At 46.3% G+C, this 13808-nt stretch carries 15 protein-coding genes; 10 read left to right on the forward strand and 5 right to left on the reverse strand.

Annotated elements, in window-relative coordinates; translation table 11 throughout:
• Positions 1-61: 61 nt before the first annotated feature.
• Positions 62-832 (forward strand): M48 family metalloprotease, encoded by a 771-nt coding sequence (locus F9L33_RS10575; RefSeq protein ID WP_152142754.1) that lies wholly within the window; start codon positions 62-64, stop codon positions 830-832.
• Positions 833-1375, forward strand: coding sequence for a gamma-glutamylcyclotransferase family protein (locus tag F9L33_RS10580; protein WP_152142755.1), 543 nt, complete (start codon positions 833-835; stop codon positions 1373-1375).
• Here the strand turns inward: F9L33_RS10580 and gltX are convergent.
• Positions 1372-2688: a glutamate--tRNA ligase gene (gene gltX / locus F9L33_RS10585; protein ID WP_152142756.1), complete on the reverse strand. Its 1317-nt coding sequence runs from the start codon at positions 2686-2688 to the stop codon at positions 1372-1374. The genes F9L33_RS10580 and gltX overlap by 4 nt on opposite strands.
• 150 nt (positions 2689-2838) lie before the next feature.
• On the opposite strand from gltX, the gene F9L33_RS10590 reads away from it, so the two are divergent.
• The 4 genes from F9L33_RS10590 to F9L33_RS10605 all read left to right on the forward strand — a co-directional run bounded on the left by F9L33_RS10590 (position 2839) and on the right by F9L33_RS10605 (position 5125).
• Positions 2839-3708 carry a DMT family transporter gene (locus F9L33_RS10590; RefSeq protein ID WP_152142757.1) on the forward strand — a complete coding sequence of 290 codons (870 nt, stop codon included), beginning with the start codon at positions 2839-2841 and terminating at the stop codon, positions 3706-3708.
• Between the two features lie 4 nt (positions 3709-3712).
• Positions 3713-4198, forward strand: coding sequence for a GNAT family N-acetyltransferase (locus F9L33_RS10595; protein WP_226804089.1), 486 nt, complete (start codon positions 3713-3715; stop codon positions 4196-4198).
• Between the two features lie 75 nt (positions 4199-4273).
• Complete coding sequence (locus F9L33_RS10600) at positions 4274-4756, forward strand: DUF922 domain-containing protein (protein WP_193222022.1); 483 nt, start codon at positions 4274-4276, stop codon at positions 4754-4756.
• A gap of 6 nt (positions 4757-4762) precedes the next feature.
• Positions 4763-5125, forward strand: a complete 363-nt coding sequence (locus tag F9L33_RS10605; protein WP_152142759.1) for a hypothetical protein — start codon at positions 4763-4765, stop codon at positions 5123-5125.
• A gap of 2 nt (positions 5126-5127) precedes the next feature.
• On the opposite strand, the gene F9L33_RS10610 is transcribed toward F9L33_RS10605, so the two are convergent.
• Entirely contained in the window at positions 5128-6789 is a 1662-nt protein-coding gene (locus tag F9L33_RS10610; RefSeq protein ID WP_152142760.1) for an NAD+ synthase, read from the reverse strand.
• A gap of 143 nt (positions 6790-6932) precedes the next feature.
• Between F9L33_RS10610 and F9L33_RS10615 the strand changes: the two genes are divergently transcribed.
• Positions 6933-8357, forward strand: coding sequence for a 2-isopropylmalate synthase (locus F9L33_RS10615; protein WP_152142761.1), 1425 nt, complete (start codon positions 6933-6935; stop codon positions 8355-8357).
• Positions 8358-8364: 7 nt separating this feature from the next.
• Here F9L33_RS10615 and F9L33_RS10620 read toward each other — a convergent pair whose 3' ends face one another.
• From F9L33_RS10620 to F9L33_RS10630, 3 genes are all read right to left on the reverse strand, one after another.
• Positions 8365-8844, reverse strand: coding sequence for a protein tyrosine phosphatase family protein (locus tag F9L33_RS10620; protein ID WP_152142762.1), 480 nt, complete (start codon positions 8842-8844; stop codon positions 8365-8367).
• A gap of 75 nt (positions 8845-8919) precedes the next feature.
• Positions 8920-9597: an SDR family NAD(P)-dependent oxidoreductase gene (locus tag F9L33_RS10625; RefSeq protein ID WP_152142763.1), complete on the reverse strand. Its 678-nt coding sequence runs from the start codon at positions 9595-9597 to the stop codon at positions 8920-8922.
• 10 nt (positions 9598-9607) lie between these two features.
• Positions 9608-10267, reverse strand: a complete 660-nt coding sequence (locus tag F9L33_RS10630; protein ID WP_152142764.1) for an RraA family protein — start codon at positions 10265-10267, stop codon at positions 9608-9610.
• Between the two features lie 142 nt (positions 10268-10409).
• Here F9L33_RS10630 and F9L33_RS10635 point away from each other — a divergent pair, with 142 nt between their 5' ends.
• The 3 genes from F9L33_RS10635 (at position 10410) to F9L33_RS10645 (ending at position 13779) form a co-directional block, all read left to right on the forward strand.
• Positions 10410-10748, forward strand: a complete 339-nt coding sequence (locus F9L33_RS10635; protein WP_152142765.1) for a DUF6614 family protein — start codon at positions 10410-10412, stop codon at positions 10746-10748.
• 222 nt (positions 10749-10970) lie between these two features.
• Positions 10971-12518: a 2-isopropylmalate synthase gene (locus tag F9L33_RS10640; RefSeq protein WP_152142766.1), complete on the forward strand. Its 1548-nt coding sequence runs from the start codon at positions 10971-10973 to the stop codon at positions 12516-12518.
• A gap of 220 nt (positions 12519-12738) precedes the next feature.
• Positions 12739-13779, forward strand: coding sequence for a rod shape-determining protein (locus tag F9L33_RS10645; protein ID WP_152142767.1), 1041 nt, complete (start codon positions 12739-12741; stop codon positions 13777-13779).
• Positions 13780-13808: the final 29 nt, after the last annotated feature.

Consider the following 13808-nt stretch of genomic DNA (forward strand, 5'->3'; position numbering starts at 1 on the left):
CCTTCACACCCTATATGACTTGGTATAACCTTTTAGTGAATAGGTATTATTAGGTGAAGATATGAACTCTAAAATTTTAACTCTTGCTTTGTTTCCTTTCGTAGTCGGTTGTGTTGAAACAACGGCTCCACCACCGCAGCAGAAAAAGCCTGCCCCAACAACGGCTCCGGCTAAACCGCAGGTTACAAAATTACGCAGCGCATCCTCTGGTTTAGCTGCCTATAAACGTGTGTCGCGTCGTGTAGAGCCTGTTGCAGAACGCTCTTGTCGCGAAATGCATCCTAAAGCACCGCAAAAATTCTGTGATTTTCAACTGAAAGTGTTGAACAATCCAAAACAACCGCCAAATGCTTTCCAATCTATTGGTAAGGATGGTCGCCCTGTTATTACGTTTAACATCAACATGCTTCGCTCGATCCAAAACGACCATGAGGTTGCGTTTATTATGGGTCATGAAGCGGGCCACCAAATGGCAACGCATTTGATTAAGCAAAGACAAAATGCAACAGCTGGTGCTTTGATCGGTGGTATTTTGGCTGGTGCATTGGGCGCCAGTGTGAATACGGGAACTGATTTGGGTGGTTTCGTTGGTGCGCGCAGCTATTCAAAGAACTTTGAATTACAAGCGGATCGCATTGGTGCATATATCGCTGATCGTGCTGGATATAATCCTGTGATTGGCGCACGATCTTTTAACCGTACAAGAGGGTCTAGTGCATTCTTAGCAACCCATCCGCCATCGCAAGATCGCATCAATACAGTGAATCAAACGGCTGCGAAGATTAAAGCAGAAAAGGCGAGAGGTGTTCGTACACCGCCTATTAGATTCTAAATGACTGCATCTAAAACTTCGTTTTTTGGCTATGGGTCGCTGGTTAATCTTGCGACCCATATTTATGAGAACCCACGCCAAGCATCGGTAACAGGCTGGCGGCGTGAATGGGTCACATCCAACAGTCGTGATGTTTCTTATCTAAGTATCCGCCCCGATCCAGATTGCACAATAGATGGTATGAAAGCAGATGTGGCAGGTATCGGTTGGGATGCGCTTGATGAACGCGAAGCAGGATATAATCGATTAGACCCAGCAAATGCAGATTTTCAAGTTTACGTCGCAGACCCTGATTTTATTGATGCGACAGGTCCAACAAAACCAATATTGCTAAGCTATATAGATTGCGTCATCCAAGGGTTTCATACGCATTATGGCGATAAAGGTGTCGCCCGTTTTTTTGATACGACAACAGCGTGGGATCGACCCATTTTAAATGATCGTAAAACCCCATTATATCCACGTGCACAAGTGCTATCACCCATCGAAACTGGGTTGGTAGATGAACATTTAGAACACTTAAAGGTTCAAATTATCTCTTAAAAATTAACACGTTGCAGCAATGGCATCAGTTTTGACATGTCTGGGCCATGCTCCATACCAGTCAATGCTTTGCGCAATGGCATAAAGAGACTTTTTCCTTTACGACCCGTTGCTTCTTTCACAGCACCTGTCCATGTTTTCCAAGTATCGCCTGTCCATGGTTGTGCTGGAAGCAATGATTTTGCTGTCTCAACGAACTCTTTGTCTTCATCATCGATCATTGGATCAGCACCTTCAGAACACAAAGCCCACCATTTGGCAGCTTCAAGACGTGTCGCAATATTTTCACGTGTTACATCCCAAAACTCAGCCATGACATCCGCAGGAACATCCATTGCTGTTAGTTGATCTGTAACGTCTTCAACAGAAAGGCTTGCAACATAACGCGATGTCAAAGGTTTCAAATCCTCGACATCGAATTTTGTTGGAGCGGCACCGAATGTAGAGATATCAAAACCAGCAATCAATTCATCCAAAGACCCACATAACTCGACAGGTTGAGATGACCCAATACGTGCCATATGCGATAGGATCGCCATTGGTTCCAAACCTTGAGCGCGTAGATCGCGTAATGCCAATGTACCAAGACGTTTTGACAAAGCTTCGCCTTGTGGACCTGTTAGCAATGAGTGGTGTGCGAACTCTGGCACAGTGCCACCAAGTGCTTGAATTATTTGGATTTGTGTTGCTGTATTTGTCACGTGATCCGACCCACGAACAACGTTAGTGATACCAAAGTCAATGTCGTCGCAAACGGATGCCAACGTGTATAGGAACTGGCCATCACCACGGATTAAAACAGGGTCAGATACGTTGGAGCCATCAATAGAACGATCACCTAAAATACCATCTGTCCATTCAATCGCAGACCAATCCAGCTTGAACCGCCAATGGCCTGAGCGTTCTGCACGCAATGCGTTTTTGTCATCTTCTGAAAGCTTCAAAGCAGAGCGATCATAGACAGGTGGCTTGCCCATGTTCAGTTGCTTTTTACGTTTTAAATCAAGCTCTACAGGTGTTTCAAAACACTCATAGAAACGCCCCATATCACGCAATTTTTGTGCTGCATCTTCATAGCGGCCAATGCGGTCTGATTGTTTTTCAACACGGTCCCATGTCAGGCCAAGCCATTCCAAATCTTCCATAATTGCGTCAGCATATTCTTGCTTTGAACGCTCTGGATCCGTGTCATCCAAACGCAGGATAAATTCGCCACCTTGCTTGCGAGCGATCATGTAGTTGAACAATGCTGTGCGCAGATTGCCTACGTGAAGATAGCCTGTTGGACTGGGTGCGAAACGTGTGACGGTCATGATCGGGATTCCATTTGAATTTGGGGTGATATAGCCCGTCATTGCGCAAACGCCAAGAGCCGAAAGTGCATGTATGACTTGCGTATGATCCGCGTATGACTAACGTATGACTTCTGTCACATGACGTTTCTTTAAAATATCAGGCAATTCATGACTGCAAAAACCAGAACAGCACTTATTCCATTCCTATTCGTATGGCTGTGGTCCACAGGCTTTATCGGTGCGCGCTTTGGCCTACCTTACATCGAACCATTCAACTTTATCAGTATCCGCTTTGGCATCGTGATCGTGTTGTTCGCAATTATGATCTTGATTGCAAAAGCAGCATGGATACCGCTTCGTGAAATTGGCTTGCAAATGCTTGTAGGGTTCCTGCTGCATGGGCTTTATTTGGGCGGCGTGTTTTATGCAATCAGTCGTGGGTTTCCCGCAGGGCTTTCTGCGATCATTGTGGGCGTACAACCGATCCTAACGATTACAGTCAATCGCTTATTCTTTGGAACTGTGATCTCTCACAAACAAGCCATAGGCGTGATTTTGGGATTTGCAGGATTATTGGCTGTGATTTTAGGCAGCGCTGAAATTGATGGCTCTGACGTAGGAACCATTGGTTTAACCGCTTGTATCGTTGCACTGTTTGGCATTGCAGCGAGTACTATTATTCAAAAAAGATATTGTGCAGACATTCCCCTTTTGGCAGGATCATTCTGGCAATATGTTGGTGCGTTTATCACTGTACTACCAGCGACATTATTGCTGGAAACCCATTGGGTTGAGCATACATGGCAGCTTTATGCCGCTATTATCTGGGCAATCGTTGCCTTATCAATCGTTGCGGTATTATTGCTTATGTACATGATCCGCGAAGGTGAAGTGGCAAAGGTCACCAGTTATTTCTATTTGGTGCCACCCGCAGCCGTTATTCAGGCGTGGTGGTTGTTTGGTGAAACGTTAAGTCCAGTTTCCATATTTGGATGTTTAGTGGTTATGCTTGGGGTCGCTTTGGTGGTCAGGAATTAAGTGAATGGTGTCTAAATCCACCCATCAGATTACATTCACACGGCTTCCCGCTATTTCGCCTGATGAAATCATAGCGCATATGTCCGACCCACGTGTGGCTGAACACATGCCGCTTCTGACATTCGAATGGAACCACGACACGCTTGCAGATTTCATTGCCACAAAAGAAGCGTGTTGGGAACGCGATGGATTGGGGCATTGGGCGATATTATGTAACGGCAGCTATGTCGGATGGGGTGGGTTTCAAAAAGAAGGTGATGAATGGGATTTTGGGTTGGTATTGAAACCCGATCACTTTGGTCTTGGCCTTGCAATTACAAAGAAGGCTATTCAGTTTGCCAAAGAAGATGAAAACATCCCTTATGTGACATTCCTTTTACCCCCGTCACGGACACGGCTTAAAGCGTTGGAACGATTGGGCGCTCAGTTTATTGAGATAATCACATATGATGGTCAGGACTTTTTAAAATATCGGTTAGATACACCATAGAAAACTCATGCTGACGCGGATGTCATTTGATCCGTTTGTGATTTTCCATAAACTGAACATATGAAATGGGTTGGTTTGAAATTTGCTAAAGCGTTGCGCATCCCTGCCCTTATTTTAGGGCTCACATCAACCGCTTATGCACAAGACATCCCGTTGATGCAAGAAAACTGGCTGCGCTACAAAGTAAACGGCACGGATATCCCCGGGTTAAAGCATTCAATTTCCATCCGTGGGCCGGATGGGTTTTGGGCGTTTACGGAATGGCGTTTGCGCGCAACTGAGCTGTGTTTTGTCACCGTTACCGTTAATTATTACATCCCCGAAATACGTGACCGCAGTGCTGTGCCTGCAAATGTATTGGTAAAATGGGATAGGATGATCGAAAACTTGATCACCCATGAAAAGAAGCATGGGCAGAATGGGTTTGAAGCGGCCAAAGAAGTTATGGCCAATAAGTGTGAAAACGCGGTTGAGATCACCAAACGTTGGGCAGAGAAAGATCGGTTATTAGATCAAAAGACCCGTCATGGCGTTTTGGACGGGGTGTTTTTGGAGTAAAGACAAATGCTGCTTGTTTTTGACCATTTTTTATATCTAAAGGTAAACTTAAATAATTTGAGGTCAGCCATAGTGTTTATTTCCAAAAGAACTGAAGAAGCTATTAGCCATCTATTTGAAACTTCTGAAATCGAACGAGTGAAAGATAAATTAGAAATAGTTAAGGGTATATTTGGAGGTTCGAATGAGAATGATGTTGATAGATGTCAACTAGCTGTTTTAAAACTTAGTAACGGTAATTTAGACGAGTTAGAGGATGCAATTAAATTATACAAAGTCGATGCAAGAGATTTGGTCCTTGCCGCAGGTTTCCCTAACTCTGCCTACGATGCTTATAATTGGTTAACAAACTTAAAAACAAAAGGGTAAGGTTAATTGCTCTCATCCCGCCATCTATTCGCTATCGGATAACGACGATCCAACCAGAAAGCTTTCAGTGACAAACGTGCGCCTGGTGCGGATTGGAAGCGTTTGTATTCGGATATGTAGAGCAAATGTTCCACGCGTTTGACTGTGGCGCGGTCGTATCCTGCGGCGACGCAATCGGCGACGCTTGCGTCTTGGTCCATGAGCATTTCTAAAATGCCGTCCAGCACATCGTATTCTGGTAAGCTGTCGCTGTCTTTTTGATCATCGCGCAATTCCGCGGTGGGTGGTTTGCTGATGATGTTTTCGGGTATCACAACACCTGCGGGTGCCAGCATCCAATCGCGGTGGTTGTCGTTGCGCCAGCGGCATGTTTCGAACACGCGGGTTTTATAGAGGTCTTTGATCGGGTTATAGCCCCCTGACATATCGCCATATATGGTGGCATAGCCCACTGCGACCTCTGATTTATTGCCTGTGGTCAAAAGCATTTCACCGAACTTGTTGGACATCGCCATCAGCAGTAATCCACGCAGGCGGGATTGGATGTTTTCTTCGGTTACATCTGGTTCCATACCCTCGAACATGCCTGCCAATGTGTTGGTGATGGCATCGCGGCCTTCGGATATTGGGACATTGTGATATTGACATCCAAGTGCTTTGGCGACGGCGACGGCATCATCCAAGCTTTCTTGGGATGTGTATTCGGATGGCATCATCACGCAGCGCACATTTTCTGGACCCAGCGCATCGGCGGCGATTGTGGCAACGATTGCGGAATCTATGCCGCCTGAGAGGCCAAGCAGTACTTTTTTGAAACCTGTTTTGGCCATGTAGTCGCGCAAGGCCAAAACCATGACGTGGTAATCCTGTTCCCATTCATCTGGAAAGCTGGCTTTGGCGCCCTCTTCTGCGATCCAACCGTCATCAGTGTTGATGAAATCAACATGGGCGATGGCCTCTTCGAACAGAGGCATTTGCAGGGCGAGTTTACCACCTGGGTTTAGGACGAATGAACCGCCGTCAAAGACTTGATCGTCTTGGCCACTGACAAGATTTAGATAAACCAATGGCAATTCGGTTTCGATCACACGGCTGACCATCGTGTTGATGCGTTTTTCGAACTTGCCGCGATAGTATGGGGAAGCGTTGGGCGACACGAGGATTTCAGCACCCGTTTCTTCGAGTGTTTCACAGACGTCTTCGTACCATGCATCTTCGCATATCGGTGAGCCGATGCGGGCTGGGCCGATGGTGTATGGGCCTGACATGTCGCCACTTTCGAATGTACGCGGCTCGTCAAAAACTTTGTAGTTCGGCAAGTGGTGTTTGCGGATGATGTTCGCAACTTTGCCGTCTTTTAGAATGGCATAGCAATTATAGATGCTTTCGCCATCGCGCATCGGTAGACCGATACCAACGGCTGGGCCGTCTGTGCATAGCGCAGCGAATTCTTCTAGCTTGGCTTTTGCATCTGCTGTGAAGGCTGGTTTTTGCACCAAATCTTGGGCTTGGTAGCCTGATAGGAACATTTCTGGCAGGACAAGCATATCCGCATTTGCAGCTTTGGCTTGATCCCAAGCATCCTTTGCTTTGGCAAGGTTGCCCTTAAAATCACCCATTGTTGGGTTTAATTGTGCCAGCGTTAACCTTAATTTATCGGTCATTTTGCATCCTATCACATAGACTTGGGTTCGTTTTATCAGATTGATCGCCCATGGAAAGCGAAAGTGGTCAGGATGCTTGTCAGATTGTGTGGCACATCATAGAGTTTGGATGAAACCGTAAAGGAATATGACTGGTGACTATAATGCGACCTTTGAAAATCCTAACTTTGCTGATGGCGGGGGCTGTTATTGTGGCGCCTGCGCAGGCGCAAACGACCAAAGTATTGACCAAGCAATATGATACAGGCGGGGTTTATACGGGGACGTTTAAAGATGGGCGCCAGCATGGTCAGGGCAAATATGTTTTGCCCAATGGTTATGAATATGACGGGCAATGGGTTGAAGGTAAAATCCAAGGCGAAGGCACAGCAAAGTTTCCAAACGGATCGCTTTATGAAGGGCAGTTTGTGGATGGCAAACCGCAAGGTTTGGGCAAGATCACCTTTGCAGATGGCGGCACCTATGTGGGCACTTGGAAGAACGGTAAAATTGGCGGGCAAGGCATTGCGCGTTATGCCAATGGCGAAACGTATGAAGGCGCTTTTGATCAAGCCAACCATCACGGCAAAGGGATTTTGACCAGCGAAACAGGGTACCGTTATGACGGTGACTGGGTTGAAGGGCAAAAAACGGGTGTTGCAAGTATCGTTTATCCTGATGGCTCAAAATACCAAGGCGATGTGGTGAATGGATTACGTCATGGTACTGGCACAGTAACTCTGGCCGATGGTGTGACCTATACGGGTGAATGGGTTGAAGGGCAGATCAGTGGTTCTGGTACATTGGCATTGGCGAATGGGGAAACCTATGACGGTGCTATGCTGAATGGGCAAAAGCATGGTCAGGGCAAACAGGTTCTGGCGAATGGCGATGTTTACGAAGGTGGTTTCGCAAAAGGTCTGCGCCATGGTGATGGCACGCTCAAGCGTAAGGATGGGTCTGCATCTTCGGGCACTTGGGTTCAAGGGAAGTTGCAAGGTGCGGGGCAGATCAATCATACGGATGGGTCTGTTTATGTTGGGATTTTGAAAGATGGATTGCCTGAAGGTACAGGTAAAATCACATATGCAAACGGCAGCAGCTATGAAGGTGGTTGGGTTGCTGGTGTGATTGAGGGCAAAGGTTTGGCGAAATTTGAGAATGGTACTGTTTATGAGGGTGAGTTCAAGAATGCGAAAAACCACGGACAAGGTAAGATCGTTTATGCCGAAGGTTATACATATACAGGCCAATGGGTGAATGGCATTCGGGATGGGCAAGGCATTGCAACATTTTCGGATGGCAGTGTTTATGATGGGCAGTTCAAAGCTGGCAAACGTCATGGCGCTGGGCGATTGGCAACGAATGATGGGTTTGAATATGACGGGCAATGGGTTGAAGGCCAAATAGACGGCGCAGGTGTTGCCAAATATGCCAATGGGGATGTTTATGATGGTTCATTCGCCAATGGCGTGCGCGCAGGTGTGGGTGTCATGACATATGCAAATGGCGACGTGTTTGATGGCGCTTGGGAAAATGGGCAGCCTGTTGTTGAAGAGGTAAGCGAACAATCTGAAGCCACGCAATAATTTTGCCTTAATAATCTTCGCCAGCATATTTGTTGAGTTGCCCAAACGCAGTGTCATCGTTTAGGAACTTTGCCCAGTCATTTCCTGGGCGCCATATACCATCCATGATTTCATAGACTTTGGCATCATCCATATCGGATTTGGATTTTGCGTACCGATATAAGAAAGCCGTAACGCGAGCATTGTAAATGCAATGGACATGAATTTTAGTGTCTTTATTACTTTCTATAGCTTCGCAAAATTTAGCAAAATCTTCATCCGTTGGCGTTTGGAATTTCACAGGGATATAGATGTATTCCATCCCTAATGCAGCAACAGAAGCCGCTTCGTCAGGCAAGGCACCTTTGTTCGAATGTGGGCCAAGGTTGATGATATGTGTCACGCCCAAGTCTTTAATTTCAGACAATTGTTTTTCTGTTGGCTGCCCAGAGAGTGTGATTTTATCATCAAGGCGGCGCCAATTTATAAAATCTTTTAAATCACGCATAACACCCTCCGACTAATGCTCTTTTACTAGATAGATTTGTTATGGAGCGGGTCAAATGATTATCGAAGCACAGGTTTACCAAACAGGCTTTTTCCCTGCCCAATCGAAAAACTCGCCTGTATCTCTGGGTGTCAGGCTATCCGCAACGTTTAACAAATCTTGGGCCGCATCTTTTGGCGCAACAAACGTGCGGTTTTTAAGGTATTTCTTTGTAAGATCAGTCCCTACTGTTCCTGGATGATAAGCAATACAAATGGCATTCGGATTTTTGCGATCTAATTCAATCGCTGTTGTGTGGATGATTTGATTCAATGCTGCTTTGGCAGAACGATACGAAATCCAGCCGCCCAAATGATTGTCACCGATAGAACCAACGCGTGCGGATAATGTCATCACCACGCAACGGCGGGACTTGGTGAGCTTTGGGGTGAAGTATTTTAGTAACAACGCAGGTCCAAGGGCATTGATCTGGAATTGTGTCATCAATTTTTCGGCAGTCATGGATTGGATGGTTTTTTCGGGGCGCAATCCATCCACCTCTAATACGCCTGTTGCAATGACGATCATATCAAGGCCACCTGCGATAGTGTCTGCTGCGGCTTTGATGCTGCTTTCATCAGTGATGTCTATGCCATCGTCGCGTCGCGATAATGTGGATACGTGGTAATCGCGTTTTATGCACAGCTCAGCTAGGGCAGATCCTATACCGCCTGATGCGCCTATGATAAGAACTTTCTTCTGAGCTGTTGCCATTCCTTACCCTTTAGACTTTTTGCACCTCTATTGTGCCCATGTATTCTGCCAATGTGCCACCCTTTTGCAAGTTGTCCATTAGTTTGGCTTCTTTTGCGAGGATCGCTTGTGCTGCTTCCAGCACTTCATCCACGCGTGCCAATGGAACAACGACTACACCATCTGCATCACCGATAATCAAATCCCCTGATTTAACTTTGGCACCACCACATGTGATTTCGGCATCAATCGCGCCCTCGTTTTGACGTTTTGGGCGGCATGGCACTACGGAACGGCAAAACACGTTTAAACCTGCTTCGATGATTTCATCACTATCGCGGACTGACCCATCAATCACAAGGCCACCAACTTTTTGTTCCATGGCAAACAGAGCGATAAGGCCTCCAAGAACTGCGCGTTCTTCGTAAGCTTTGGCATCCGCTACAATAACCTCGCCCTCTTTGGCGATTTGCAACGCGACACGGATTGGGCTGTTGTCTCCTGGCAGGCAATCCGCAGTACGCGCTTGCCCACAAATGCGCATATCACGCGTTAATGGGTTGATCGCACCACCCATTGTCATCCGTTCACCAACTGCGTCTGAAATGACAGCCGCTGGTATATCAGCAAAAACTGCTAGCGTGTCAGCAGGTAATTTAGGGTAATCAGTGGTATGTTGGAGGATAGTCATATTCGTACTTTCGTTATTTACCTAAGTTTGGACTGAAACGTAATAAGTCGCAAATAGCTTAGACGCAATTACACTTATAGCTATCTTTTTCGTATTACACGCCTCTTCAAACAAAAAAGGCAAATGAGTGGGAACTACAAATATGGCTAAAATGATTGGACAATTCGACCTTAAAGAAGGTGAAACGGTTAAGGCATATAAAAAATCTTTTGATGATTTTTGTGAGTACTTGAAAGAACAGAACCTACTACAAAGCTGGGGAGTTTATGAACGAGCACCTCATGACGGGTACGATACAAATCCACCACATCAAACCTTAATGATAGAGATGGGTTTTATTAATTTAAAGCAATCTCAGAGTTGTTGGGATTATATCGAAGCATGTGAAAGCAAAAATACCGAACCACTTTGCATGCTGCATCGCAGTATGAATTCAAAAGTAACTGACACTGTTTTTATTTTATATAGAGCTTGTGAGTAAGGGTTTATACCCTCTTCCATTCCGTACGAATCCCGTTATAAGCGTATCTCATGAATACTAGCGCACATATCATTGATGGATCGGCTCCTTTGGGCCTGAATCTTATTGCGCTGCTTCTGCTTAGCCGCCTCTGAGCGTGTCTTAATGGCGCGTGCGCTCAGAGGGTATGAAATTCGCGCAAATATGAGACTGAAAAGCTAAGTATAAAAACGAGATACCAAAATGACTGATACATCTAAACAAGACCGCGTCTTGATCTTTGACACAACTTTGCGCGACGGCGAACAAAGCCCTGGCGCCACAATGAGCCACAATGAAAAGTTGGAAATTGCTGGCCTATTGGACGAAATGGGCGTGGATATTATCGAAGCCGGTTTCCCAATTGCCTCAGAGGGTGATTTTGCAGCTGTTTCTGAGATTGCGAAACGTTCGAAGAATTCTGTGATCTGTGGTTTAAGCCGCGCGGTTTACAAAGATATCGACCGTTGCTGGGAAGCTGTACAAAATGCAGCGCGTCCGCGCATTCACACCTTTATCGGCACAAGCCCGCAGCATCGTGCAATCCCTGATTTGACGATGGATGAAATGATTGAACGTATTCACGATACGGTCAGCCATGCGCGTAATTTGTGCGACAATATTCAGTGGTCACCGATGGATGCGACACGCACAGAAGAAGATTATTTGTGCCGTACTGTGGAAACGGCTATTAAAGCCGGTGCAACAACGATCAATATTCCTGACACAGTGGGCTATACGGCGCCACGTGAAAGTGCGGACATCATTCGTATGTTGTTGGAAAAAGTGCCTGGTGCTGATGAGATCGTTTTTGCAACGCATTGTCACAATGACCTTGGTATGGCGACAGCCAATGCTTTGGCGGCTGTTGAAGGTGGCGCACGTCAAATTGAATGTACAATCAATGGCTTAGGCGAGCGAGCGGGTAACACTGCGTTGGAAGAAGTTGTGATGGCAATGCGTGTTCGTAATGACATCATGCCGTTTGCCACTGGGATTGATACCACGAAATTGATGAACCTAAGCCGCCGTGTGGCGACTGTGTCTGGGTTTGCCGTTCAGAACAACAAAGCGATTGTTGGTAAGAATGCTTTTGCCCATGAGAGCGGTATTCACCAAGACGGTATGTTGAAGTCGGCAGATACGTTCGAAATCATGCGTCCAGAGGATGTGGGTTTGTCTGAGACGAATTTGGTGATGGGCAAACACTCTGGTCGTGCGGCGTTACGTTCTAAGTTGGCTGATTTGGGTTACGAGTTGGGCGACAATCAGTTGAAGGACGTTTTTGTACGTTTCAAAGCTTTGGCGGATCGCAAGAAAGAAGTTTACGATGATGACTTGATTGCTTTGGTGTCTGACGAGGGCACACATCAGGAATATGACTTCTTACAAGTGAAATTCTTGCGCGTGATTTGCGGAACAGAAGCACCGCAATCTGCGGATTTGACCCTAACTATTGATGGTAAAGATCATCAGGTGACGTCAACGGGTGACGGACCAGTAGATGCGACATTCAATGCTGTGAAAGCTTTGTTCCCGCATGAAGCATCGTTGAACGTTTACCAAGTGCACGCTGTGACCGAAGGAACGGATGCACAAGCCACTGTTTCTGTGCGTATGGAAGAGAATGGCAAGATCGTAACAGGGCAATCTGCGGACACAGATACGGTTGTGGCATCGGCCAAAGCTTATGTGAATGCACTGAACAAGCTTTTGGTACGCCGTGAGAAAACAGCACCTGACGCTGAATAGCACAATAATCTAAAACATAGGGCGAACGCATACTAATCTATGCGTTCGTTTCGTACAATTTCAAGTATTTGGGGCAAAACTTCGCCTAAATTGATATTTATTGTGCGACGTGGGGTATTTAGCCCTGAATCCCCCTTTACGTGAAAGGGGTTCACAACCTATAAGATTAAGGCTTTCAAGGTGAGTCTTGAAACGTGTAATTCAAGATGGGGCGTAATACATGCTGGGTAACCTTTTAGGCATATTTTCTTCTGACATGGCAATCGATTTGGGTACAGCGAACACGCTGATCTATGTCAAAGGTAAAGGAATTGTCCTAAATGAACCTTCTGTTGTGGCTTATCATGTTAAAGACGGCGTAAAACGCGTTCTAGCCGTTGGCGAAGATGCAAAATTAATGATGGGGCGTACACCTGGTTCAATTGAAGCCATTCGCCCAATGCGAGATGGCGTGATTGCTGACTTTGATACGGCTGAAGAAATGATCAAACATTTCATCACCAAAGCACACAGACGCTCACCTTTGTCGAAGTTGCGTATCATTGTTTGTGTCCCTCATGGGGCAACGCCTGTTGAAAAACGTGCCATTCGCCAATCTGTTTTATCTGCGGGCGCTAGCAAGGCTGGTTTGATTGCAGAACCAATTGCAGCAGCTTTAGGTGCTGGCATGCCGATCCAAGAACCAACAGGTTCTATGGTTGTGGACATTGGTGGTGGTACAACAGAGGTTGCTGTGATGTCATTGGGTGATATCGTTTATGCGCGTTCTGTGCGTGTTGGTGGTGACCGTATGGATGAAGCTTTGATTTCATATCTGCGTCGCCAACAAAACCTATTGGTGGGTGAAGCAACGGCTGAACGTATTAAAACAACAATCGGTTCAGCGCGTATTCCTGAAAACGGTGTGGGTGAGAAAATGATCATTCGCGGCCGTGACTTGTTGAACGGCGTTCCAAAAGAAGTTGAATTGAATCAGGCTCAGGTTGCAGAAGCTTTGGCTGAACCAGTTCAGCAGATTTGCGAAGCTGTGATGCAAGCGCTGGAAAGCACACCGCCAGATTTGGCTGCAGATATTGTGGATCGCGGCGTGATGTTAACAGGCGGCGGTGCATTATTGGGGGAATTGGATTTGGCATTGCGTGAGCAAACAGGCCTGTCAATTTCCGTTGCAGACGAAAGTTTGAATTGTGTTGCCGTGGGTACAGGTATGTCTTTGGAATTCGCAAAACAACTGGCCCACGTCATCGATTATGACAGCTGATACATCAGCCGTCATTTCCAAGGTATAGG

The sequence above is a fragment of the Amylibacter sp. SFDW26 genome (assembly GCF_009184395.1).
Taxonomy (GTDB): domain Bacteria; phylum Pseudomonadota; class Alphaproteobacteria; order Rhodobacterales; family Rhodobacteraceae; genus Amylibacter.